The following is a 23,758-nucleotide window of genomic DNA, read 5'->3' as shown; positions in this document are numbered from 1 at the left end:
TATTTTCACTATTGTACCACGTTCCCTAAGAAGAAGAAATCTTTCATTAATGGAAAATATTCATAAAAGAAATTGTACCCAATCATCGGCATAATCCCTAGTATTACAATCGAAATTGCACAAAGACTCATAACAACCTTTATATTTAACGGTAACCGTATCCTCTCTTCTGTCTCTCCGGTGCGGAAAAACATTTGTTGTAAAATACGGAAATAATATACGAATGAAACAACTGTCGTACCCATCATAATCGAAGCTAGTACGTAATGTGCTGGCTCTACATGAAGCGCGCCTAAAAAGATGTTAATCTTTCCAATGAAGCCAGCCGTTCCTGGTATCCCAGCCAGCGATAAAATAAAGATTGTCATCATAATCGCTGCAAATGGTGACCTTTTATATAAACCTGTGAAAATCGTTATATTTTCCTCATCATTTTGTAAGATTAAGCCGTGGATGATAGCAAATGCACCTATATTCATAAGCATGTATGCCAGCATATAAAACCACATGCTATCCATCGTAAATGGTGATAATGCCACAAGTGGAACGAGTAAATACCCTGCATGAGCAATGCCCGAATAAGCAAATAAACGCTTTATATTGTATTGTTTTAACGCGACTACATTCCCAACAATCATCGTAATACTTGCTAGCACCGCAATATATATACTCATATGCCCATATAAAGATTGCATATCTCCTTGTATTAATACACTTGCAAAAACCATAAGGAACAAACGAATAATGAGCAGGAACCCAGCAATTTTAGAAATCGTTCCAAGAAAAGCAGTAACTGGTGTAGCCGCTCCTTCATACACATCAGGTGCCCACATATGAAACGGCACTGTGGCAATTTTAAATGAGAGACCGACTAGCAATAAAAGAAATGCGAGAGCTAACAATAACTGAATACCACTAGCGAGCTCCCCAGTGAGTACCTTTTGCATATCTATAATGTTAGTTGAACCTGTAATACCGTATAAATAACTCATTCCGAAGAGCGTAATCGCTGTTCCAATTCCTCCGCTAATGACGTATTTCATTGCCGCTTCATTTGATGCACGGCTCTTTTTTCGTATTCCTACTAAAATATAGGAAGAAAGTGAAAGTAACTCCAAACCAACGAAAAGGGTAATGAAATCAACACTAGAAGCCATGAACATCGCACCAAGAAGTGCCATTAAAAATAAGTAATAATATTCACCCTTATCTTCAATTGGATTCTTCTTATCATCGCTCATTGCGGTGCATAAAATGAGAGCTGAGGCACCTAATAGCAATGTTTTAAACCCTTTTGAAAATCCATCTAACACAAACGATCCGTTTAAAATATCTCCAGCTGGTTCGCTATATAGCGTAATTAATGACACGATTGCTAATACGATAGCAGCAATCGCACCAAGAGCTACATATCTATGATTCAGCTTAAAAAACAAATCACATATGGAAAAGAGGATGGCGGCGCCGAGAATAATAAATTCTGGCACCATTAGATGCCACGATAAGCTAAGTAACGTATTCATATCCATCCTACTTCACCCCCAATGTTTTCAATGTATTTTGAAGCGGATCCCCTAGTAACTCTGGCATAACTCCAATTGCAATAATACAAAAGATAAGTAGTAAAACAGGGACATACTCCCATCCGTGTATATCAGATTTTTCTTCCCACTCTTTCTTTCCAAATGTCACTTGAAGTGTCGCCCTTAATACGTATACAGCGGTCAAAATGATGCCAATCACACCGACTGCAGCAATGACGGGCTCTCCTTGAAATAAACCGAGAAAGGCAAGAAATTCACTAACAAACCCAGACATCCCTGGTAATCCAAGCGATGCCATTCCTCCTGCTAAAAAGAATCCGCTAAGTATCGGTACACTTTTCGCAAGTCCGCCTAGCACCGTAATGTCCGAAGTTCCAAATCGTTGTTCTATAACACCCAGTAGGAAGAAGAGCAAGGCTGCAATTAAACCATGTGATACAACTTGGAATAACGCTCCTTGTGTACCAGGTGCATTAAGTGACGCAAGTCCCATTAACACAATTCCCATATGCGAAATACTAGAGTAAGCCAGTACTTTCCTAAAGTCCGTTTGGATGAGCGCTAAAAAGGCACCGTATAATAAATTAATTACGCCTAATATCGCAATTAGCGTTGCAACATCGTGAAAATATTCCGGGAATAGCCCTTTCCCGAAGCGAATAATACCGTACGCTCCAATCTTTAGCAAAACACCCGCATGAAGCATAACTACAGCTGGATGCGCTTCTATGTGTACATTGACCATCCAGCGGTGCAACGGAAAAACAGGTAGTTTAATTGCAAAAGCAATCATTATGGCAATAAATACACTAAGCTGCAAACTACTTGGGATGACGAGTGCTCCCTCTGCACTTACGCTTCTTAATATCTCTTTCAGCTCCACAATATTTGTTGTACCTGTTTTCGCGAACAAAATTGAGAAAACAATGAGCAAAATAGCTGAGCCAATACCGTTATATATTAAATAACTATACGCAGCCTTTTCACTCGACAATTTTCCCCACTTTCCAATTAATAAGAACATTGGTGGCAACGTAATTTCAAAGAAGATAAAAAACAACATTAAGTTTTGAGCAGCAAAGACGCCGAGCATTCCTATTTCTAGCATAAGTAACAGCATATAAAATGCTTTTAAGTTTCTTTTAATAGAAAAGGCTGCAATTGCTGCAAGCATCGCTAGAAGAGCCGTCAGTACCATCATGACAAGCGACAAACCATCAATACCGAGCTCGTAATAAATAGAAAACCACCTTTTATCCACCGCTGTAAAATCTCCAAACTTAATCCATTTCACCTTTTCATCAAATAGTGACAAATTCTTTCCAGAAGCATATGTACAAGCGAGGACGATAGCAATTCCAAATGGAAGTGCCGTCCCAAATAAGCCAAGCGCCCGCACTGTACGTAATTCCTTTTTCGGTGTTAATACAAGCAATAAAATTCCTAAAAGCGGGGAAAAAATGAAGAACGTTAACAACAAATCATTCATCGTAAATCCCCTCCCGTATAGAGCAAAATAATGACGAGTACAGCGAGCGAAACCGCCGTTACAGTACCGTACACTTGTACATTCCCGTTTTGAAGTTTCGATCCAAGATTACTTGTGCCTTTAACTACACTTGAAATTAAAACTGCAATTCCTTCGACTACATACACTTCAAATAAGCGAAGCACATGAGCGATTCCTTTCGTAATAGGGATCACCGTCATGTTGTATAGTTCATCCACATAATATTTTTCTTTCAAAAGATTATAAAGAGATGTTTCCGTACCCCCAGCCCAATCTCTAGAAATTGATTTCTTGCCATATATGAAATATGCAAGAGCGATTCCCGCAAATGAAACGAGTGTCGCAACAATCATAATCCAAACTGGTCCATGCGCTTCTTCAACCTTAAACCCTACATCTTTCGTCAACCAATCTCCGAGAAATGTCCCAAACCATGGTGTATTTATATATCCTGCCACTACCGCAAGAACGCCGAGAACAATCATTGGATACGTCATAACGCGAGGCGATTCATGCACTTCTTCCTTCGTCTTCGTTTCTCCAGTAAAGACAAGAAAGTAAAGGCGGAACATATAAAATGCTGTTAAAAACGCCGCAATTACTGCTAAAGTAAATAAAACGTAATTGCCATTCATCCACGTCGCCGCTAAAATTTCATCTTTGCTGAAAAAACCGGAAAGCAGCGGAACACCGCTAATGGCAAGGGTACCTATTAAAAATAGCGTACCAGTTACTTTCATCTTCTTCTGTAAACCGCCCATTTTATTAATGTTTTGCGTATGCACAGCATGAATTACACTTCCTGCCGCCAAAAATAGTAGTGCTTTAAAAAAAGCGTGTGTCGTTAAATGGAATATACCAGCTACATAACCGGCAGAACCTAACGCGAGCATCATATACCCGAGCTGGCTAACTGTAGAATAAGCAAGCACCCTCTTTATATCTGTTTGCACAAGACCGATAGAGGCCGCAAAGATTGCAGTGAAAGCTCCAACGATTGCCACTGTCTGCATCGCCACTGTACTTGCTGAAAATAGAGGAAACATCGTCGCTACTAAATATACGCCAGCTGCGACCATCGTCGCCGCGTGAATAAGTGCCGAAACGGGCGTTGGCCCTTCCATTGCATCTGGCAACCACGTATGAAGCGGGAACTGACCTGATTTTCCCATCGCCCCGATAAAAATTAATATCGCTGTTATTGTAATCATGTAAGGAGGTAGATCCCCTGTATAAATCGCCCTAAATATTGCGTCATATTCAAAACTACCTGCGTACCAAAAAATTAAAATCATCCCGATAAATAAACCAACATCCCCAATACGGGTCATAATAAAAGCCTTTTTTGCAGCAGCCTTCGCTTCTTCTTTAAAGAAATAAAAACCGATAAGTAAAAATGAACCAAGGCCAACTAATTCCCAAAATATATAAAGCTGTAATAAATTCGTTGATATAACAAGCCCTAACATCGCAAATGTAAAGAGTCCTAAATATGCGTAAAAGGTTGGTAATCGTTCATCACCTTTCATATAACCTTTCGAATACACATGTACAAGTAGACTCACAAGCGTCACGATAAATAACATTAAAGCTCCTAATGCAGTCACTTCAAAGCCGAATGATATATCCACATCTCCAGCTCTAAGCCACACCCACTTATGCTTCACGCTTGCTTCTGAAAACCTTTCTATTAACACAAGTACCGCAAGTATAAAGGAGAGAAAGACGAAAAAAATACTAAGTACGCTGCTTCCTTCTCTAATTTTCTTCCCGAATATAATAAGTAACAAAAACGAAACGAGTGGGAAAAGCGGTATGAGCCATGCATAATCGATCATTGTTTCCTTCCCCCTTTTTCGGTCACAATGCTATCCTTTAAGCGTATCCATTTCATCCACCTGAACTGTTGTACGATTACGATATAAAGCAATTAAAATAGCGAGTCCTACCGCCGCTTCCGCTGCCGCTACAGCCATCGTAAACAGTGAGAAAATTTGACCTGTTAAATTCGGAAATAAGCCTAATTTACTAAACGCCACTAAGTTTAAATTGGCAGCATTCAGCATTAATTCGATACAAACTAATACGATTACTGTATTCCGCTTTGTTAAAGCTCCAAATAGACCGATGCAAAACAAAATAATCGCAAGTGTTAAATATGCAGAAGCTGGAACGCTACTCATTGGAATCCTCCTCTTTCTCGTCCTTTTTCGCAAGTATAATTGCGCCAACGAGTGCTACAAGTAAAATAACTGAAGTTAGTTCAAATGGGATAATATATTTTGAATAGAGAAGCGTACCGATTTGAAGTGTGTTGTTTTCATGGAGAGGTAAACTTCCTTGTGTGCTTTCATTTGCAAAATCAACATTATTAACAGCGAAATACATAACCGCTCCAAATGCTACAACTGCAAAGAAGATAATCCATTTTCGAAGAGTAAGACGCGATTCATTTTCCGCGTTATGTTTCGTTAACATAATGCCGAAAATCATAATAATTGTGATTGCACCAGAATAAAGTAAAATTTGTGCAACGCCTATAAATTCGGCTGATAAAAGAAAATACAAACCTGCAATGCTGAGAAATGTCAGAACGAGAGCTAACATCATGTGCATAACTTTCGTTAAGTTCAACATAAGAACACCGCCGATAATTGCAAACAAGGATAGTATAAAGAATGCTACAAACTCGCCATTCATGCCTTATTCTCCTTCCTGACGTTTTCGTCGTTTTCGTCAAGCCACTGCAAATTTTTAAATAAGTCATCACGTGAATATTCCGCGAGTTCAAAGTTATTTGTCATGACAATTGCCTCTGTCGGACAAACTTCTGTACATAAATCACAAAGAATACAAATTTCAAAATTAATATCATACGTGTCGATAATTTTTCCTTTTTTCGTAGGATCCGGATGTTTCTTTCCTGTTAACTGAATACAGTCTGTCGGACAAATGTTAGAGCACTGATTACAAACAATACATTTCTCCGGATAAAATTTTTGAATTCCTCGAAAACGGTCTGGCAACGGCAACGGTTGATTTGGATAATCATACGTTACCTTCTTCTTGCTCAAATTACTTAATGTATATTTTAATCCTTTAAATAGTCCTTTCATCTCTTACTGGCACCCCCCTCATAGATTAGAAGAATAACTCCTTAATCAATGCCGTTAAGAAAATATTTGCAAGTGCAATCGGCAATAATACTTTCCAACCAAACTCCATTAACTGGTCACCTCTTATACGCGGGAACGTAACGCGGAACCAAATTAATAGAAAGACTACACTGCTAAATTTCAAAGCAAACCATACGGCACCTGGGATAAATCCAAGAAACATGACTGGATTCCATCCGCCTAAAAAAAGCACTGTAATTAACGATGCCATCCCGAAGAAATATACGTACTCTGAAAGCATGAAAAACGCCCAGCGAAACCCTGAGTATTCCGTATGATATCCAGAAACAAGTTCTGACTCCGCTTCTGGCAAATCGAATGGCGTTCTATTTAACTCTGCAACTGCTGCGATTAAGAAAACGACGAAGCCAATTGGCTGTACGAAAATGTACCAAACCTTCTCCTGCGCCGCTACAATCTCATTTAAATTCAGACTACCAGCTAGCAAAACGATACCAATTACACTCATTACGAGCGGAATCTCATAAGAAATCATTTGCGCCGCCGCACGCATCCCTCCTAAAAGGGAATATTTATTATTCGATGCCCATCCCCCAGTTACAACACCTATCGTCGTAATACCGGAAACAGCGATATAATAAAGTAACCCGACTCCAATATCTGCAAATTGAAATTTATCAGTGAACGGGATAACTGCAAGCACCATAAATGCTGGCGCAAATGCAATGACAGGTGCTAATATAAACAGCGGTTTATCTGCTGCTTTCGGAATACTATCTTCTTTCAATAATAGTTTTAAAACATCAGCTACCGTTTGCAGTAAACCGAATCGGCCTCCAACCTGGTTTGGTCCAATCCGCCCTTGCATAAACCCCATCACTTTCCGTTCTGCCAAAATTCCATATGTAACAAAGCCAAGGACTGCAAATAGTAGAAGTACCGCTAATCCGAAAAAAATGAAGAAATTCGTCCAGCTTGAAGGTGATTGTAAGAGCGTTTCAATCATCAGCCATCAACCTCCCCAAGTACAATATCAACTCCACCTAAAATCGTAATTAAATTGGCGATGTTTTCACCTTTCAATAACTTCGGTAAAATTTGCAAATTGTAAAAAGACGGCCTACGAAACTTCAAGCGGTACGGCTCTTTCTTTCCGTCACTAGCAATATAGCAACCAATCTCTCCGCGCGGCGATTCGATACGTACAAATGCTTCTCCCTTAGGTGCCTTAATAATTTTCGGTACTTTTGCCAGCACAGCTCCATCTTTCGGGAACTGCTGAACCGCTTGCTCAACAATCTTTAAAGACTCCTCGATTTCTTGCATTCGGCAAACGTAGCGATCCCAAGCATCTCCCACGCTTCCAACAGGAATATCAAAATCAAAACGATCATAAATCGAATACGGCTCATCTTTGCGAAGATCCCAGTTTACTCCAGTGCACCGCAAATTTGCTCCGCTTAAAGAATACGAAATCGCTTCTTCCGCGCTATATATACCAACGCCTTTCACACGATTTAAGAAAATCTCATTACCGCTAACAAGATCATGATAACCTGCCAGTTGCTCTCTCATATACGGAACAAACTCTTCCACCTTTTCAATCCAACCATCTGGCGCATCCCACTTCACACCACCAACTCTCATATAGTTAAAAGTAAGCCGTGCCCCGCATAATTCATTTAATAAATTTATAATCATCTCTCGTTCACGAAAAGCGTACAAAAACGGGCTAACCGCTCCTATATCAAGAAGATTCGTCCCCCACCAAACGAGATGGCTCGCAATTCTTCCTAGCTCCATCGCAAGTACTCGCAAGTATTCGGCACGCTCTGGAATTTCAAGCCCCATCATCGTCTCTACAGCATGGCAAATGACGTAATTATTCGTCATAGCTGATAAATAGTCCATTCGATCTGTATAAGGGATAATTTGCGTATACTGTAAGCTCTCAGCGATCTTTTCCGTCCCGCGATGTAAATACCCAATAACAGGTGTAGCTTCTTTAATAATTTCCCCGTCAATCTTAATTACGAGCCTGAACACACCATGTGTACTCGGATGCTGAGGTCCTACATTCAAAAGCATCTCTTCCGTGCGGATCATAGCTACACCTCCACATCATACGGTTCATAGTCTTTTCTAAGCGGATATCCTACCCAATCCTCTGGCATTAAAATACGTGTTAAATTCGGATGCCCTTTAAATATAATGCCGAGCAAATCGTATGCTTCTCGCTCCGGCCAGTCAGCCCCTTTCCAAAGCGCTGTCACAGATTCGACTTGCGGCGTTTCCCGGTCTACCTTTACCTTCACCGCTACCGATTGTTTCTTACTATATGAAAACAAATGAACATACACTTCCATATGTGTCACAAAATCCGTCGCATGTAGCTCTGACATATAATCAAAAGCAAGTCCCTCATGGAATCGCAGTGACTCCATCACTTCATAATATTTTTCGTGATCCACCACAAGAGTTGGCACATCCTTTGACAGTTTATTAATGTAGGAATCTACTAATGCACCCTCTCCTAACTTCTCCCTAATAGCCTCAACATACTGATTTAAATACGGCTGATTTACGGACAGTTCTTCCTGCTTCGGCTCATCCTCTCTCTTACCTTCAGCCCCCTTTGTCTTCGCTCTTGCAGCCGCTGCTGCTTTCGCTTTTGCCGCTGCAATTGCCTTTGCCTTTTCATCTCCCGAATCCCCATCACCTTGCGAGGCTTTCTGCTTCGCCAATGCTGCCGCTTTTGCCTTGGCAGCTGCCACCGCCTTCGCCTTGGCTTTCGCTTTTTCTTCTTCCGTTACTTCTTCGGTTCCTTCTCTTTTCTGCTTCGCTAACGCCGCCGCTTTTGCCTTGGCTTTCGCTTTTTCTTCTTCCGTTACTTCTTCTGTCCCTTCTCTTTTCTGCTTCGCTAACGCCGCCGCTTTTGCCTTGGCAGCTGCCGCTGCCTTCGCCTTGGCTTCCGCTTTTTCTTCTTCCGTTACTTCTTCGGTTCCTTCTCTTTTCTGCTTCGCTAATGCTGCCGCTTTTGCTTTTGCAGCTGCTGCTGCACGTCGTTTTGCTTCTTCTATAGTAATATCATCTTTTTTTGGTAGCGCTTTCTCTTTTTCTTGATCTTCTTCCTCAAGCTCACTTATTTCCGCCTCGTGTTTCGCTACAAGGCGTTTTCTCGCTTCTTCTTTTGCACGCCTAGCTGCTTCTTTTTTCAGCTCCTCTAAATCTTTATTTGGATTGCTCATTTATTCGTCACCTGCTTCCCGGTCTTTGCTTCGTAACGAATTTTTTCTTTTAATTTATTAATTCCATAAATTAAAGCAGCTGGATTTGGGGGACAACCAGGAATATACACATCAACTGGTACAATTTGGTCTACACCTTTCACAACAGCATATGAATTTACATACGGACCACCTGCTGTTGCACAAGATCCCATCGCAATAACCCATTTCGGTTCGGGCATTTGATCATATAAGCGCCGAACAATAGGAGCCATCTTCTTCGTTACCGTTCCCGATACAATCATGACGTCCGATTGCCTTGGTGAAGTCCGAAAAAATGACCCAAATCGATCTAAATCATAATGTGATGAGCCTACTCCCATCATTTCAATTGCACAGCACGCCAGTCCGAATGTCATCGGCCATAAAGAATTGCTCCTCGCCCATCCTTTCAACTGTTCCAATGTAGAAAAAAAGATATTTCGTTCTAATTCTGCTCGCTCATTTGGATGTAATTCCTCAAAATTTATAACCATTGTAACACCTTCTTTTTCCAAGCATACGCTAATCCAACTAGCAACATTACAACAAAGATGAGCATTTCAATTAATGCAAATAAACCTAGCTTGTCATACGCAACAGCCCAAGGATATAAAAATAAAGTTTCTACATCAAAGATCACAAACAATAAAGCGAAAATATAATAACGAGCATGAAACCGAATATTTGCATCATGAAAAGGCTCAATTCCACTCTCATACGTCGTCGCCTTTGCTGCACTTGGTTTATTTGGGCGCAGCATCCTTCCTAATGTAAGAGCCACTACCGGCAGCAATATACCTAATAGCAAGAAAATCAAAACGATCATATAACTATTTTCATATACACTTGCCATTGTGAAACCCTCCCCCCTAAATTAAGAACAAGTTCACATAGTAAACAATATGTCCTAGTTGCAGTAATTATTATTTTTAAATTTTTCTAAATAATGCAACTATTCTAACCATTATAGCAAACTTCAAATTCCTATGTCGATATGTTGGGAGGCAGAAACAAGAATTATTAAAATCTATCTTTACAACTTGCTATAATTGTGCAAAATAAATATAAACTTATATATGCTTTTCAAGAAACCGTAGGTGATATAAATGAAAAAACAAACACATGTAAGTATTCTTATAAGCATTGTATTGCTGTCTATAACGCTTCACTATGTAGCGATGCCTTTTCTATATGAATACTCATTTTCTTTTCAGCTATTAATCGGAACGAGTACCCTATTAATTGATATTATCGCTTGTAGTTATATACTTTATTTTTCAAACATGAAAGAAGGGCTATCTCGTTTATTTTGGATCATATTATCTGTTGGAGCTCTCTCTTATTTTATCGGTGATATAGTCGTTGCCTATCAGCGTTTAATTGTAAAGGACTTCTATACGTTCGTTGATCCATCTGACTTTTTTTACTTACTTTTTTTAGTTAGCTTTACGTTTTCCTTTCTATACGAAATCATTTATAACCGAGATTTATTAGAAAAACTTTTTATGCTATGTGATATTTGTATTATCGTTACAGCCCAATTTACTTTAAGTTACTACTTACTTATTGAACGAACTATTCATATCTTTACAACATCCTATATCGACATATTTGTTCAACTTACCTATCCAATGGCTGATTTACTCTTTCTCTTAATAGGAATCAACCTTTTATTCAAACCACTATCCTTATTACCTAAAAAGGTCGGTGCACTTCTTGGCAGTGCTTTAATTTTATATGCTACTACAGATGCGATTTATGCGTATATAAAATACTTCATACCAGAGTATTCTATGTTTACAGTTACTCCTTTCTATCAAGTAACCTTAGTACTAGTAGCAATCGCCTGTATTCTCCATACAAAAAAGCCTGAAAAACAAGAACAAGTACTACTAACACCTAAAATTGGTGAATCAATCCGATTATCATTACCGTATATTTCGGTAGTAATGCTTATTGTTTTTATATTAGTTGAATACGTTTTTGCGCCTATTATAGTAATCGGACTTATAATAACTTTCTCTTTCGTTCTCATACGTCATAGCTTAGTTCGAAAACAAAATAAAATATTATTGTTTGCTCAAATGCAATTCAACTCAGAACTCGAGAAACAAATTAAACTACGTACAGAAGATTTAGTAGAACAGAAAAATGAACTCTATCATAATCAACAAATGTTTAAATCTTTATACGAGCATCATCCAGATCCAATCTTCACATTAGATTTGTACGGTAATTTTCTCAAAGTAAATAACGCTGGCACTACTTTACTCGGTTATCAAACGAATGAATTATTAAACCAGCCTTACTATTCACTCATATACGAAGAAGATTTAGAAGAAATGATTAACACCTTTCATCGCGTGAAAAAGGGGTATTCTATCTCTTTAGAAATACGGGCTTACCATAAAAGCAGAGATATTTACTACTTGCACGTTACCGCCGTACCGATCTTTTTAAAGGAGAAAATTTCTGGGGTTTATTTAATGATTAAAGATATTACAGAAAGCAAACAACAACAAGAACAAATTAATTTCCTAGCATACCATGATACTTTAACAGAGCTTGCAAATCGACGTGCATTTCATCAACATTTAGAACAGGCAATTGCGCGAGCAAAAATATCGAAAAAGCCTTTTGCTGTTATGTTTCTCGACCTAGACCGTTTTAAAGTTATTAATGATACCCTCGGTCATCGAGTAGGAGACCTATTGCTCATCGCAGTAGCAAAAAGGCTCGAAAGAATAGCAACATCAAATATGAAACTCGCGCGGCTAGCTGGGGATGAGTTCACAATCCTTATCGAGAATTACAAAAAAAAGCCAGATGTCCAAAAAATAGCTGATAGGATTGTAACGGCCATGAATGAGCCATTTGAAATCGAAAATCAACATTTACAAATCTCACCGAGCATCGGAATTGCAATATATCCTGAAGCAGGTGAAGATGCGCTATCCATTTTGCAGCATGCTGATATGGCCATGTACGAAGCAAAGAATAAAGGAAAAAACGGTAGCTCTCTTTACACGAAAGAACTATATAAAAAAATGGAACGAAAAGCTCGAATTGAAAAAGATTTGCCAATCGCTTTAGTAAACAAAGAATTTTATCTCGTTTATCAACCACAAATTGATACGACAACAAATAAAATTATCGGCGCTGAAGCTTTAATACGTTGGAAACACCCACTATTAGGTGACATTTCACCATGTGAGTTTATTCCAATTGTAGAAGAGACGCCACAAGTAGTCCCACTTGGACATTGGGTATTACAAGAAGCTTGTCTCCAATTAAAAATATGGCATACCTTTGGCTACCAAAATTTAAAAATAAGTGTTAATCTATCCGCAAAAGAGTTCCGGCAAGATCAATTAATTGAAAGCATTTCACAAATATTAAACGACGTGCAAGTCGATCCAAAATATGTAACACTTGAGTTAACAGAAAGAATTGCAATGGTTGACGAGAAAGAAACGTTATTAAGACTGAAGCAATTAAAAGAATACGGTATCCAAACTTCCATTGATGACTTCGGTACTGGATACTCTTCTCTTGCTTATTTATCAATTTTTCCAATCGACACATTAAAAGTACCGAGAGAATTTACACAATTAGCTGATCATCGTCCTGAAGAACGAGCCATCGTTTCTACAATACTTTCCCTCGCGAATACTTTAAATCTTTCAGTCGTCGCCGAAGGAATTGAAACCGAAAAACAACTTAAGTTTCTGCAAAAACATAACTGTAAATATATGCAAGGTTACTATTTCAGTAAACCACTTACTAGCAATCAGTTTATAAAGTTTCTACAAAAAACCCCCAGTATGAACAAATAATTCATACCGGGGGTTTTTTAGTGCTAAATATTTTTCTCATAATATTCTTCTGCAATCTCTTCGTAAAAAGCTGCAGATGTCGTATAGAAATATGGAATTAACCATAAGAATCCAATCCCTAACGTAATACAACTTAATATAAACCAGCCAATAAAACTTAAACATAAAATGAAATACTCCATCTTATGTCCATCCATCATACGACGACTTTCTGTAATAGCTTGGTTCAGTGAATACTCAGGATGATCGTTTATAATAAAGTATGTCATCGCATAAGAAAATGATTTAATAATACCTGGAATAATGAACAATAACGTCCATAAGAAAAGATAAAGATTTACTAATAAATATAATAAAAATGATTTTAGAAATCTCTTTCCCTCTGAAAACCAAATGAATACATTACCAATACTAGCTTGCTTTTCACGAAGGATATTTAAACCAAGGTAATATCCACCTAAAGTTAACGGTCCAGTAACAAAAAATGTAAGAATATTCGTTGAAAGTGAACCATTTGTTTTTTGCCAACCGAAAATCAAAGAAAATCCCCAATCAACACTAAAACTAAAAGCCGTGATAAGAATTGAAATGAGTAGTGTAGCTCCAACAGCTAATCCCCATTTTCCTTCTAATGAATCTAGTGCTTCTCCTTTTAAATCACTAATCATGCGTAGCCTCGCCTCCTATACACAATAATTCTATTAGTATAGCATGTTCCTATTGAAATTCACCTTTTGAAATATAGCGATAAAAGTGTGCTGTCGTCGTACTCATATACGGACTAAGCCAAAGAAATCCTATTCCAAAAGTAAGAAGCGCTAAAATAGCCCATCCTATGAAGCTCAGCCATAAAAGAAACAAATCTAACTTATGACCCTTCATAAGATTCTTACTTTCCTTCATCGCCTGCGAAACACTATATTCTGGATTTTCAATCATCACATAGTACGTCAGTGCATAAGAAAAATACATCACAGTCATACCAACGATTGAAATAGCTAGTAGTACACAGATAGCAATAGCAAACGACGCATTTCCTTCTTCACCAAAAAATGCAAATAAGGCTACTAACAATATCGGAATCCATGTACCTGTATATAATAAAATTGCAAGCATTGCCCATATTGTTTTCATCATTCTTTTAAAGCCACGAAATCCTTCGAATAAGTAATCTACTTTAGCATCTTCTCGTTTACTAATCTGTAAAAATACATTTGTATAACCGTATGATGTAATCCCATAGGATGCACTACTCAAAATTATCATAATGCAATAAAAAATCCCGAATGTAACACTTGCTCCATTTGATATTGTTTGCCCTTCAAGTGAACCTACTAAACCAGCAAATAAGAGAAATATAATAATTCCTGGAATTAATAGTATAAGCATTGCAGCCATCGAAACAACATAACTTAAAATAAAATATAAAATTGTTGATCCAACACCTAGTCCCCATTTTCCCTTTAAAGAGTACAATGCTTCTCGCTTCATTTCACCAATCATTGATTCATCCCCTTTATGAAATATAAATTGTTGTACACTTCTACTTATACAAGCATCAATATAATTATACCAGTTTTGTAAAATTATCCATAAAATACACAAAAAAAATCCGTAAAGGCAAAGCCCTTACGGATTTTTTCACTTCATATCGGAAACGTTTAAACGGTTCACGGCACGTTGTAATGCCATTTCTGCACGTTTAAAGTCAACATGTGCTTGTTTATCTTGCAGACGTTGCTCAGCGCGACGCTTCGCTTCATTTGCGCGATGGATATCGATATGGTTTGCTTCTTCAGCAGATGATGATAATACAGTCACTTTATCTGGACGAACTTCGATAAAGCCACCGCTTACTGCTACATAATCAGTGTGTCCACCATTTTTCAGACGAACTGCACTAATTTTTAATGGTGCAACAGTTGGAATGTGACCTGGTAAGATCCCCATTTCCCCACTCTCTGCTTTTACACTTACCATTTCTACTTCTTTTTCGTAAACCGGTCCATCAGGAGTTACAATACTGACTGGAAATGTCTTCATACTTCGTCCCTCCTAAGGCCTTACGCCATCATTTTCTTCGCGTTTTCAATAACTTCTTCAATGCCACCTACTAAGCGGAATGCATCTTCTGGAAGGTCATCATATTTTCCTTCTAGAATTTCTTTGAAACCACTAACTGTATTCTTTACAGGTACGTAAGAACCTTTTTGACCTGTAAACTGCTCAGCTACGTGGAAGTTTTGAGATAAGAAGAATTGAATACGACGAGCACGATGTACAACTAACTTATCTTCTTCAGATAACTCATCCATACCTAAGATAGCGATGATATCTTGAAGCTCTTTATAACGTTGTAAAGTTTGCTGTACTTGACGAGCTACTTCATAATGTTCTTCTCCTACGATTTCTGGAGAAAGTGCACGAGATGTAGATGCTAATGGATCTACGGCTGGGTAAATACCCATTTGCGTTAAACGACGCTCTAAGTTTGTTGTTGCATCTAAGTGAGCGAACGTTGTAGCTGGTGCTGGGTCAGTATAGTCATCGGCTGGTACATATACCGCTTGGATAGACGTGATAGACCCTTTATTTGTAGATGTAATACGCTCTTGTAATTGACCCATTTCTGTTGCAAGTGTTGGTTGGTAACCTACCGCAGATGGCATACGACCAAGAAGGGCAGATACTTCAGAACCCGCTTGCGTGAAACGGAAGATGTTATCGATGAACAGAAGTACGTCTTGTCCTTGCTCATCACGGAAATGCTCAGCCATTGTTAAACCTGTTAATGCAACACGTTGACGTGCTCCAGGTGGCTCGTTCATTTGTCCGAATACCATCGCAGTTTTCTTGATTACGCCAGAATCGCTCATTTCGTGGTATAAGTCATTACCCTCACGAGTACGCTCACCTACACCAGCGAATACAGAGATACCACCGTGCTCTTGTGCGATGTTGTTAATTAATTCCTGAATTAATACTGTTTTACCTACGCCGGCACCACCGAATAGGCCGATCTTACCACCCTTAATGTAAGGAGCAAGTAAGTCTACTACTTTAATACCAGTTTCAAGAATTTCTACTTTAGTAGATAATTCTTCGAATGCAGGTGCTTGACGGTGAATTGGATCACGATGTACATCTGCAGGAACCTCACCATCTAAGTCAATTGCATCACCTAATACGTTAAATACGCGACCAAGTGTTACATCACCAACTGGTACAGAGATTGGTTTACCAGTATCTTCTACTTCTGTGCCACGAACAAGTCCATCTGTGGAAGACATTGCAACTGTACGAACTGTATCATCACCTAAATGAAGTGCAACTTCAAATGTTAAGTTAATACTTCCGTTTTCGTTGCTTTGTTTTACCGTAAGGGCGTTGTAGATTTCTGGTAGCTTTCCGCCATCAAACTTAACGTCTACAACCGGACCCATGATTTGCGTAACGCGCCCTTTATTCATCGGGTTCCCTCCTAGCTTTCTTTTAATTAGCCAACTTTCTACGAGCAGCTAGCTTTTAATTTTTTATTGGTTTATAGCTTACGCGACTCTTTTGACAGAGCCGCTTCCGCCTTTTAATACTATTCTAACGCTGCTGCTCCACCAACGATTTCCGTAATTTCTTGCGTAATCGCTGCCTGACGCGCACGGTTGAATGAAAGTGTAAGTGAATCGATAACTTCCATTGCGTTGTCTGTAGCACTCTTCATTGCTGTCATACGCGCTGCGTGTTCACTTGCTTTACCGTCTAGTAATGCACCGTACACTAAGCTTTCTGCGTATTGTGGCAATAGTACTTTTAAAATTTCTTCTTCAGAAGGTTCGAATTCATAAGCTGTCGTCGGTTTGTCAGACGCCACATCAGTAAGCGGTAAAATTTTATTTTCCGTTACCTCTTGTGAAATTTTACTTACGTAATGGTTGTAGTAGATGTACAGCTCATCATAAGCACCATCTGCAAACATCGCAATTGCTCGAGAAGCAAGGTCTTTAATATCAGTAAATGATGGGTGGTCAGATAATCCAACTACTTCATCAATAATGTTAAAGCCGCGACGTTTTAAATAATCACGTCCTAGTCGTCCAAGCACAATAATAGAATATTGGTTTGAATCCATATTATGACGTTCACGAATTACGTTACTTACTGTACGTAATACGTTACTGTTATAACCACCTGCTAGTCCGCGATCAGACGTAATAACGATGTATCCTGTACGCTTTACAGGACGCGCATTTAGCATTGGATGATTAATCCCTTTGCTTCCTTGCGCAATGCTCGCTACTACTTCTTGAATCTTTTCCATATACGGAACGAAAGATTTAGCATTTTGCTCTGCACGGTTTAACTTAGATGCAGATACCATCTCCATCGCTTTCGTAATTTGACTCGTTTTCTTTGTCGAGTTAATCTTCGCTTTTATATCGCGTAAAGATGCCACAGGTTTTCACCACCTTTTTTCCGGAAGTTGGCACGATTAGTAAGAATCCTCTTCCTAATCTACGTTGCAAGATATTCTTGCTCATGATTGAAGGAAAAGAATAGGTGCACCTACTCTTTTCCTTTACATGACCTTTAGCAATCTCAGAGCCCGAGATGCCTTTTATATATACTATCTAGCTCCAGCGGCTTGAATGCTCGGTGGCTTCACTTCTTCCTACGAGGCAAACACCGCCTCTTCGTCAGAAGCTCCATCCCCCTCACATTCACAACGAGCCGCTTCCGCTTTTATTAATCTAGTTCCGCCTCCTAGCCCCTTTCGTCTAAGAACCTTCCCCACAAGAAGGTAAAAAGCACCTTCTGTGAGAAAGAACCTTAGCCGATGGGGCTGAACAGTCGGCTTCACTTTTTATTATTATTCAGAAGCTACAAATACTTTTTTAAATCCATTGATTGCTGCTGCAAATTTGTCGTCATCCGCAAGTTTCTTAGTTGTGCGGATTTCTTCTAATAAGTCAGTCGCATTAGAATCTAACCAAGCATGGAATTCTTCTTCAAAACGAGTGATATCTACTACTGGGATATCATCTAGGAATCCACGTGTTAAAGCGTAAAGAATGATAACTTGTTTCTCTACACGTAATGGTTTGTGTAATCCTTGTTTTAATACCTCAACAGTACGAGCACCACGGTTTAATTTCGCTTGAGTTGCTTTATCAAGGTCAGAACCGAACTGAGCGAACGCTTCTAACTCACGGTAAGATGCAAGGTCAAGACGAAGTGTACCTGATACTTTACTCATTGCTTTAATCTGAGCAGATCCACCTACACGAGATACAGAAGTACCCGCATCGATCGCTGGACGTACGCCAGAGAAGAATAGGTCAGATTGTAAGAAGATTTGTCCATCCGTAATAGAAATTACGTTTGTTGGGATGTATGCTGATACGTCCCCTGCTTGTGTTTCGATGAAAGGTAGTGCAGTTAAAGAACCGCCGCCTTTTGCATCACTTAATTTTGCTGCACGCTCTAATAAGCGAGAATGTAAGTAGAATACATCCCCTGGGTAAGCTTCACGACCTGGAGGACGACGTAATAGTAATGACAGCTCACGGTAAGCCGCTGCTTGTTTTGATAAGTCATCATATACTACTAATACGTGTTTACCATTGTACATGAACTCTTCACCCATTGTTACACCAGCGTAAGGAGCTAGGTATAATAATGGAGCTGGTTGAGAAGCAGATGCAGTTACAACGATTGTGTACTCTAATGCACCGTGCTTACGTAGTGTTTCTACTACGTTACGTACAGTTGATTCTTTTTGTCCAATTGCTACGTAGATACAAATCATATCTTCATCTTTTTGGTTAATGATTGTATCAAGTGCAACTGCTGTTTTACCAGTTTGACGGTCACCAATGATTAACTCACGTTGACCACGGCCAATTGGTACAAGAGCATCGATCGCTTTAATACCTGTTTGAAGTGGCTCATGAACAGATTTACGATCCATTACACCTGGTGCTGGACTTTCAATTGGACGAGTGTTTGTTGTATTGATTGGGCCTAAACCATCAACTGGTTGACCTAATGGGTTTACAACACGACCAATTAGTTCTTTTCCTACCGGTACTTGCATGATGCGACCAGTACGACGAACTTCGTCACCTTCACGAATTTCTGTGTAAGGTCCTAAAATGATAATACCTACGTTATTTTCCTCTAAGTTTTGTGCTAGTCCCATAACGCCGTTAGAGAACTCTACAAGTTCACCAGCCATAACGTTATCAAGACCATGAGCACGCGCGATACCGTCACCAACTTGGATAACTGTACCAACATCACTAACTTCGATTTCAGACTGATAGTTCTCGATTTGTTGCTTTATCAGTGCGCTAATTTCTTCAGCTCTGATGCTCATGTGCTTCACCCCTATCTATTCTTCATTAATTCACGCTGAATACGTGCTAATTTTCCTTGTAAACTTCCGTCATAAATGCGATTTCCAATACGTACTTTAATTCCGCCTAGTAAATCTTCATCTACAACATTTTTCACGCGAATTGCATCTTTTCCTGTTCTCTTCGCAAATGCTTCTGCAATGTTAAGCTTCTCTTCTTCTGATAGAAGACGAGTAGAATATACAGTTGCGTCCGCTACGTTACGTTCTTCATTAGCAAGAACAACATATTCATCTGCAATTTCAGGTAAGATATCAATGCGTTTGTTATCAATTAAAATATATAACGTATTTAAAATAGATTCAGAAACAGATCCGAATACGTTTGCAAGAAACGTTTTCTTTTGTTCCTTTGAAATGTTCGGTTGCGTTAAAAAGCTATGTAGTTCTCCGTTCTTTACATAAACGTTTTGTACAAGGCGTAATTCCTCTTCAAACATTTCTAATACGTGTTTTTCTTTAGCAATTTTAAAAAGAGCGACAGCATAACGTTTTGCTACAATCCCATTGCTCATCGCGCTTCTCCTACTTCTTTAATATAATCGCGAATTAACTTCACTTGATCTTCTTCTTTTAATTCTTTTTCAATTACTTTAGAAGCAATTTGAACAGATAAAGAAGCAACTTGTTCTTGTAAAGCAGCAATTGCTTGCTCTTTTTCGCGTTGAATTTCTTGTACAGCAGATGCTTTAATTGATTCTGCTTCTTCTTTCGCAGCAGCAACAATAACATCTTTTTGATCTACAGCTTGCTTTTTCGCTCTTTCGATTAACTCTTGTGCTTCAACACGTGATTGTTTTAACATTTCACGTTGTTCTTCTACTAACTTCTTCGCCTCAGCATTACTTCTTTCTGCAGCGTCGATTTCATTAGTAACATGCTCTTCACGTTCTTTCATAATTCCCATTAAAGGACCCCACGCAAATTTGCGTAGCATTACTAATAGAAGTAAGAAAATGAACAATGTATAAGCAATCGTTCCAAATGGAATGGCAGCACCTAATAATAAAGTTGGCACAAGGATTCACTCCCTTCAAAATATCTAAATTGATCATATGAAAAAAAAAGACATACGTTTCATTCATAAAGCAATGGCGAAGAAAGTTCGGAAAAACACTCTTCGCCATCTATGTAAGGGGAGTCTCCCTTATTTGTTCATTACGATGAAAGCAATAACTACACCGATGATTGGAAGTGCCTCAACTAAAGCAACCCCGATGAACATAATTGTTTGAAGTGCGCCTTTTAGTTCTGGTTGACGAGCAACACCTTCGATTGTACGTGATACGATAAGACCGTTACCAATACCTGCACCTAATGCTGATAAACCAATTGCAATTGCAGCTGCGATTACACCTAAACTCATTTAATTTGTCCTCCTTTGTATTATAAAAAAATAAATTTTTTCTTACTTAAATTATATTAATGGTCATGGCTTACTTTATGAGCCATATAAACCATCGTTAACATAACGAAAATAAATGCTTGGATTGAACCAACGAATACACTGAATCCCATCCACGCTAACATAGGTACAAGTGCACCTAATGCGCCAAGGAATGATGCTCCGCCCAACTTAGCAAGTAATCCTAATAAGATCTCACCTGCATAAATGTTACCAAATAAACGAAGACCTAACGTTAATGTGTTAGCAAACTCCTCAATAACCTTTAATGGGAATAAGAATTTCATAGGTTGGAAATAACCTTTTACGTACTCTTTCGTACCCTTCATCTTAATTCCATAATAATGGGTGAGGGTAACTACCATCACGGCTAATGTTAATGTAACTGCTGGATCAGACGTTGGTGATCTCCACCATGCAATATGTTCGCCAGCTTCAGTTGCTGAATACATGAATGGTAAACCAAGGAAGTTCGATACGATGATAAACATGATAAGCGTAACGCCAAGCGTTAAGAAACGTCCACCTGTTTTCCAGTCCATCGTACTATTGATAATCCCTTTCACGAAGTCAAACACCCATTCCATGAAGTTTTGCATCCCGGTTGGGCGAAGAGCTAAGCTGCGAGTTCCGATAACAGCGATTAAGAAAACAATAACTGCTGCTACAGTAACCATCATAACTGATGACAAATCGAACGTTAAACCTAGAAATTCAACTAATTTACCGTGTTCCACTAGTAATTCACCTCTCTTCCCTGCTCTTATACTCTAAATAAAGAAAATCTATGATCATGACAAGGTATCCTGTCAGCAATCCTACACCTAGGCCCCACATCGCGATTAACTCTTGATATTTGGCTGCAAATAAAATTAATAACCCAATCGTGGCGAATCTTGAATATGTACTTACCGCTGTTGCCTTGAACTTCACGTTTTCTCCATTTGTTACGCGATCTAGCAGCTTGTCTGTTCTACGTGCAATGATGCGCAAACTAAGAAAACTGAAAATCGTCCCGATAATCAGTCCAAGAAATACATCCTTGTAAGAGGTAAATCCCCATCCTAGCACTAGAAGCGCAAGCAAGTAGTACATATATTTCTTTTGTCTTTGGACAAGTCCATGTACGTCTATCATCATTGCTCTCCCGAATAGTAATGTCGAATGAGTCGAATCATTGCGTATACCCCTGTTCCTAGTCCGAGTAATAACCCTATAATAAGAAACAACGGAAACGTTCCAACCTTATTATCAATCCACTGCCCACCAAAGATTCCAACAAGAATAGAACCGACTAATTGAGCAAGAATACCTGACATTAAAGCATAAGCTTTTATATGGCTGCGATCGTTTTTTTGCAAGGATTCATCCCTCCAATATGTAACCCTCATTCACGATGTGTTAATAATAACTCATTTTTTTGCATAAATCCTATACAAAACAAAAAGTTTACATTTTCGTCACGGAATAGATGTAATTTTGTCACTGAAAGCCCTACCATCTATCCCCGTTGTTAGCATACAATAGGGTATTAACAGTGTCAACGAGAAATCGTAAAAAATCTAAAAATTTGAGTATTAGGCATTTCCTCCCAAAAATGAAAACGTTCCCCTTCTAAATACTGGTTACATATATGCAATTTCTAACAGTTTTCTCTTTATAATAGAAGGAAATGTTCACAAGTTTGTCACTATTATATTTTCGAGATATAACGCTTTTCTTCCATAATATAGTGTTCCTCAGACGTAAGACTTCTATATTATATGTGAGGTGTATGCAACTTATGTTGTATATACGATGTATATTTATCCTCTCCCCCTCCCCTACTTGCTTACAACAAAAAAGACGAGCTGGGGAATCTCCCCTGCTCGTCAGTTGTCTTACTTCGTTCCGAATAAACGGTCACCAGCATCACCAAGACCTGGTACTACATATCCGTGGTCATTTAATTTCTCATCTAATGCTGCTACATAAATATCAACATCAGGATGTTCTTCTTGTACTACTTTTACCCCTTCTGGAGCTGCAACGATACACATTAATTTAATTTGTTTCGCACCGCGCTTTTTCAGAGAGTTAATTGCTTCAGCCGCAGAACCACCTGTTGCTAGCATCGGATCTAGTACGATAAAGTCACGCTCTTCTACATCCGTTGGAAGTTTCACATAGTATTCTACCGGTTGCAATGTTTTAGGGTCACGGTATAAACCAACGTGTCCTACTTTTGCTGCTGGAATTAATTTCAGAATTCCATCAACCATTCCTAAACCTGCACGTAAAATCGGAATTAAACCAAGTTTTTTACCAGCGATCACTTTTGTTGTCGCTTTGCTTACAGGTGTTTCAATTTCAATGTCCTTAAGTGGAAGGTCGCGAGTAATTTCGAAAGCCATTAAGCTTGCTACTTCGTCCACTAATTCACGAAAATCTTTCGTACCTGTATTCTTATCGCGAATATATGTAATCTTATGTTGAATTAACGGGTGATCAAATACATACAGTTTTCCCATGTGAATCTCTCCTTTAGATGATATTCATGCGTTTGCACGCTTTTTTACACTATTTACGATTGTAAAGAAAACGCTACTAATATTCAAGGGCAAATTTGGCAAAATCATGATTTTACGATGAATCTATCTAGTATC

General features: G+C 38.7%; 26 protein-coding genes. 1 reads left to right on the top strand and 25 read right to left on the bottom strand.

From position 1 onward, the window contains the following. Positions 1 to 8 precede the first annotated feature (8 nt). Genes nuoN through nuoA form a run of 11 tightly spaced genes read right to left on the bottom strand, consistent with a single transcriptional unit; the run spans position 9 to position 10,313 of the window. Positions 9 to 1,523, bottom strand: coding sequence for an NADH-quinone oxidoreductase subunit NuoN (gene nuoN / locus AU379_RS18440; RefSeq protein ID WP_061139667.1), 1,515 nt, complete (start codon positions 1,521 to 1,523; stop codon positions 9 to 11). Positions 1,524 to 1,530: 7 nt separating this feature from the next. Then, entirely contained in the window at positions 1,531 to 3,033 is a 1,503-nt protein-coding gene (locus AU379_RS18435; protein WP_000998932.1) for an NADH-quinone oxidoreductase subunit M, read from the bottom strand. Then, complete coding sequence (gene nuoL, locus AU379_RS18430; RefSeq protein WP_000568225.1) at positions 3,030 to 4,892, bottom strand: NADH-quinone oxidoreductase subunit L; 1,863 nt, start codon at positions 4,890 to 4,892, stop codon at positions 3,030 to 3,032. The genes AU379_RS18435 and nuoL overlap by 4 nt, the downstream gene beginning before the upstream one ends. A 30-nt stretch (positions 4,893 to 4,922) precedes the next feature. After that, entirely contained in the window at positions 4,923 to 5,237 is a 315-nt protein-coding gene (nuoK, locus tag AU379_RS18425) for an NADH-quinone oxidoreductase subunit NuoK (RefSeq protein WP_000100079.1), read from the bottom strand. Next, positions 5,230 to 5,754 (bottom strand): NADH-quinone oxidoreductase subunit J, encoded by a 525-nt coding sequence (locus AU379_RS18420; RefSeq protein ID WP_001012807.1) that lies wholly within the window; start codon positions 5,752 to 5,754, stop codon positions 5,230 to 5,232. The genes nuoK and AU379_RS18420 overlap by 8 nt, the downstream gene beginning before the upstream one ends. Beyond that, the gene (nuoI, locus tag AU379_RS18415; RefSeq protein WP_000677191.1) at positions 5,751 to 6,170 is read right to left on the bottom strand and encodes an NADH-quinone oxidoreductase subunit NuoI; all 420 of its coding nucleotides are present in this window, start codon (positions 6,168 to 6,170) and stop codon (positions 5,751 to 5,753) included. The genes AU379_RS18420 and nuoI overlap by 4 nt, the downstream gene beginning before the upstream one ends. A gap of 25 nt (positions 6,171 to 6,195) precedes the next feature. Further along, a complete protein-coding gene (gene nuoH, locus AU379_RS18410) occupies positions 6,196 to 7,197 on the bottom strand; it encodes an NADH-quinone oxidoreductase subunit NuoH (protein WP_000573426.1) in 1,002 nt (333 codons plus the stop codon). Continuing rightward, positions 7,197 to 8,297 carry an NADH-quinone oxidoreductase subunit NuoD gene (gene nuoD, locus AU379_RS18405; protein WP_000621434.1) on the bottom strand — a complete coding sequence of 367 codons (1,101 nt, stop codon included), beginning with the start codon at positions 8,295 to 8,297 and terminating at the stop codon, positions 7,197 to 7,199. Before nuoD ends, nuoH begins: the two co-directional genes overlap by 1 nt. A gap of 2 nt (positions 8,298 to 8,299) precedes the next feature. Continuing rightward, positions 8,300 to 9,439: an NADH-quinone oxidoreductase subunit C gene (locus AU379_RS18400; RefSeq protein WP_061139592.1), complete on the bottom strand. Its 1,140-nt coding sequence runs from the start codon at positions 9,437 to 9,439 to the stop codon at positions 8,300 to 8,302. Further along, on the bottom strand, positions 9,436 to 9,954 hold the full coding sequence (gene nuoB, locus AU379_RS18395; RefSeq protein ID WP_000236331.1) for an NADH-quinone oxidoreductase subunit NuoB: 519 nt from the start codon (positions 9,952 to 9,954) through the stop codon (positions 9,436 to 9,438). Before nuoB ends, AU379_RS18400 begins: the two co-directional genes overlap by 4 nt. Then, positions 9,945 to 10,313 carry an NADH-quinone oxidoreductase subunit NuoA gene (nuoA, locus tag AU379_RS18390; protein WP_000179273.1) on the bottom strand — a complete coding sequence of 123 codons (369 nt, stop codon included), beginning with the start codon at positions 10,311 to 10,313 and terminating at the stop codon, positions 9,945 to 9,947. Before nuoA ends, nuoB begins: the two co-directional genes overlap by 10 nt. Positions 10,314 to 10,566: 253 nt before the next feature. On the opposite strand from nuoA, the gene AU379_RS18385 reads away from it, so the two are divergent. Beyond that, positions 10,567 to 13,296, top strand: a complete 2,730-nt coding sequence (locus AU379_RS18385) for an EAL domain-containing protein (RefSeq protein ID WP_061139591.1) — start codon at positions 10,567 to 10,569, stop codon at positions 13,294 to 13,296. A gap of 23 nt (positions 13,297 to 13,319) precedes the next feature. Here AU379_RS18385 and AU379_RS18380 read toward each other — a convergent pair whose 3' ends face one another. The 14 genes from AU379_RS18380 to upp all read right to left on the bottom strand — a co-directional run bounded on the left by AU379_RS18380 (position 13,320) and on the right by upp (position 23,623). Beyond that, positions 13,320 to 13,964, bottom strand: coding sequence for a DUF975 family protein (locus AU379_RS18380; RefSeq protein WP_000622467.1), 645 nt, complete (start codon positions 13,962 to 13,964; stop codon positions 13,320 to 13,322). Between the two features lie 49 nt (positions 13,965 to 14,013). Then, positions 14,014 to 14,901: a DUF975 family protein gene (locus tag AU379_RS18375; RefSeq protein ID WP_157462691.1), complete on the bottom strand. Its 888-nt coding sequence runs from the start codon at positions 14,899 to 14,901 to the stop codon at positions 14,014 to 14,016. Positions 14,902 to 14,937: 36 nt separating this feature from the next. Then, on the bottom strand, positions 14,938 to 15,339 hold the full coding sequence (atpC, locus tag AU379_RS18370; protein WP_000847211.1) for a F0F1 ATP synthase subunit epsilon: 402 nt from the start codon (positions 15,337 to 15,339) through the stop codon (positions 14,938 to 14,940). Between the two features lie 20 nt (positions 15,340 to 15,359). After that, positions 15,360 to 16,766, bottom strand: coding sequence for a F0F1 ATP synthase subunit beta (atpD, locus tag AU379_RS18365; RefSeq protein WP_001032593.1), 1,407 nt, complete (start codon positions 16,764 to 16,766; stop codon positions 15,360 to 15,362). Between the two features lie 119 nt (positions 16,767 to 16,885). Continuing rightward, positions 16,886 to 17,746: a F0F1 ATP synthase subunit gamma gene (gene atpG, locus AU379_RS18360; RefSeq protein ID WP_000157696.1), complete on the bottom strand. Its 861-nt coding sequence runs from the start codon at positions 17,744 to 17,746 to the stop codon at positions 16,886 to 16,888. A gap of 414 nt (positions 17,747 to 18,160) precedes the next feature. Further along, a complete protein-coding gene (atpA, locus tag AU379_RS18355) occupies positions 18,161 to 19,669 on the bottom strand; it encodes a F0F1 ATP synthase subunit alpha (RefSeq protein ID WP_000027518.1) in 1,509 nt (502 codons plus the stop codon). An 11-nt stretch (positions 19,670 to 19,680) separates the two neighbouring features. Then, a complete protein-coding gene (gene atpH / locus AU379_RS18350; RefSeq protein ID WP_000064683.1) occupies positions 19,681 to 20,223 on the bottom strand; it encodes a F0F1 ATP synthase subunit delta in 543 nt (180 codons plus the stop codon). Further along, a complete protein-coding gene (gene atpF / locus AU379_RS18345) occupies positions 20,220 to 20,726 on the bottom strand; it encodes a F0F1 ATP synthase subunit B (RefSeq protein ID WP_001142618.1) in 507 nt (168 codons plus the stop codon). Before atpF ends, atpH begins: the two co-directional genes overlap by 4 nt. 129 nt (positions 20,727 to 20,855) lie before the next feature. Beyond that, on the bottom strand, positions 20,856 to 21,074 hold the full coding sequence (atpE, locus tag AU379_RS18340; protein ID WP_000052064.1) for a F0F1 ATP synthase subunit C: 219 nt from the start codon (positions 21,072 to 21,074) through the stop codon (positions 20,856 to 20,858). 56 nt (positions 21,075 to 21,130) lie between these two features. Continuing rightward, entirely contained in the window at positions 21,131 to 21,850 is a 720-nt protein-coding gene (gene atpB, locus AU379_RS18335; protein ID WP_000399870.1) for a F0F1 ATP synthase subunit A, read from the bottom strand. 7 nt (positions 21,851 to 21,857) lie between these two features. Next, entirely contained in the window at positions 21,858 to 22,250 is a 393-nt protein-coding gene (locus tag AU379_RS18330; RefSeq protein ID WP_000567600.1) for an ATP synthase subunit I, read from the bottom strand. Beyond that, positions 22,250 to 22,474 (bottom strand): AtpZ/AtpI family protein, encoded by a 225-nt coding sequence (locus tag AU379_RS18325; protein ID WP_001171223.1) that lies wholly within the window; start codon positions 22,472 to 22,474, stop codon positions 22,250 to 22,252. The genes AU379_RS18330 and AU379_RS18325 overlap by 1 nt, the downstream gene beginning before the upstream one ends. Positions 22,475 to 22,500: 26 nt before the next feature. Further along, positions 22,501 to 22,614 carry a DUF4024 domain-containing protein gene (locus AU379_RS18320; protein ID WP_000232962.1) on the bottom strand — a complete coding sequence of 38 codons (114 nt, stop codon included), beginning with the start codon at positions 22,612 to 22,614 and terminating at the stop codon, positions 22,501 to 22,503. A 379-nt stretch (positions 22,615 to 22,993) separates the two neighbouring features. After that, positions 22,994 to 23,623 carry a uracil phosphoribosyltransferase gene (upp, locus tag AU379_RS18315; RefSeq protein ID WP_000517539.1) on the bottom strand — a complete coding sequence of 210 codons (630 nt, stop codon included), beginning with the start codon at positions 23,621 to 23,623 and terminating at the stop codon, positions 22,994 to 22,996. Positions 23,624 to 23,758 lie beyond the last annotated feature (135 nt).

Source organism: Bacillus sp. JH7, assembly GCF_001563515.1.
Taxonomy (GTDB): domain Bacteria; phylum Bacillota; class Bacilli; order Bacillales; family Bacillaceae_G; genus Bacillus_A; species Bacillus_A cereus.
The sequence above is the reverse complement of the archived record's forward strand: the minus strand, read 5'-3'. Positions and strand labels throughout refer to the sequence as shown.

Bases quoted from the DNA above. Each gene is read 5' to 3' on its own strand.
- nuoN (WP_061139667.1), bottom strand. From the start codon at position 1,523: ATGAATACGTTACTTAGCTTATCGTGGCATCTAATGGTGCCAGAATTT.
- AU379_RS18435 (WP_000998932.1), bottom strand. From the start codon at position 3,033: ATGAATGATTTGTTGTTAACGTTCTTCATTTTTTCCCCGCTTTTAGGA.
- nuoL (WP_000568225.1), bottom strand. From the start codon at position 4,892: ATGATCGATTATGCATGGCTCATACCGCTTTTCCCACTCGTTTCGTTT.
- nuoK (WP_000100079.1), bottom strand. From the start codon at position 5,237: ATGAGTAGCGTTCCAGCTTCTGCATATTTAACACTTGCGATTATTTTG.
- AU379_RS18420 (WP_001012807.1), bottom strand. From the start codon at position 5,754: ATGAATGGCGAGTTTGTAGCATTCTTTATACTATCCTTGTTTGCAATT.
- nuoI (WP_000677191.1), bottom strand. From the start codon at position 6,170: ATGAAAGGACTATTTAAAGGATTAAAATATACATTAAGTAATTTGAGC.
- nuoH (WP_000573426.1), bottom strand. From the start codon at position 7,197: ATGATTGAAACGCTCTTACAATCACCTTCAAGCTGGACGAATTTCTTC.
- nuoD (WP_000621434.1), bottom strand. From the start codon at position 8,297: ATGATCCGCACGGAAGAGATGCTTTTGAATGTAGGACCTCAGCATCCG.
- AU379_RS18400 (WP_061139592.1), bottom strand. From the start codon at position 9,439: ATGAGCAATCCAAATAAAGATTTAGAGGAGCTGAAAAAAGAAGCAGCT.
- nuoB (WP_000236331.1), bottom strand. From the start codon at position 9,954: ATGGTTATAAATTTTGAGGAATTACATCCAAATGAGCGAGCAGAATTA.
- nuoA (WP_000179273.1), bottom strand. From the start codon at position 10,313: ATGGCAAGTGTATATGAAAATAGTTATATGATCGTTTTGATTTTCTTG.
- AU379_RS18385 (WP_061139591.1), top strand. From the start codon at position 10,567: ATGAAAAAACAAACACATGTAAGTATTCTTATAAGCATTGTATTGCTG.
- AU379_RS18380 (WP_000622467.1), bottom strand. From the start codon at position 13,964: ATGATTAGTGATTTAAAAGGAGAAGCACTAGATTCATTAGAAGGAAAA.
- atpC (WP_000847211.1), bottom strand. From the start codon at position 15,339: ATGAAGACATTTCCAGTCAGTATTGTAACTCCTGATGGACCGGTTTAC.
- atpD (WP_001032593.1), bottom strand. From the start codon at position 16,766: ATGAATAAAGGGCGCGTTACGCAAATCATGGGTCCGGTTGTAGACGTT.
- atpA (WP_000027518.1), bottom strand. From the start codon at position 19,669: ATGAGCATCAGAGCTGAAGAAATTAGCGCACTGATAAAGCAACAAATC.
- atpH (WP_000064683.1), bottom strand. From the start codon at position 20,223: ATGAGCAATGGGATTGTAGCAAAACGTTATGCTGTCGCTCTTTTTAAA.
- atpE (WP_000052064.1), bottom strand. From the start codon at position 21,074: ATGAGTTTAGGTGTAATCGCAGCTGCAATTGCAATTGGTTTATCAGCA.
- AU379_RS18330 (WP_000567600.1), bottom strand. From the start codon at position 22,250: ATGATAGACGTACATGGACTTGTCCAAAGACAAAAGAAATATATGTAC.
- AU379_RS18320 (WP_000232962.1), bottom strand. From the start codon at position 22,614: ATGGTAGGGCTTTCAGTGACAAAATTACATCTATTCCGTGACGAAAAT.
- upp (WP_000517539.1), bottom strand. From the start codon at position 23,623: ATGGGAAAACTGTATGTATTTGATCACCCGTTAATTCAACATAAGATT.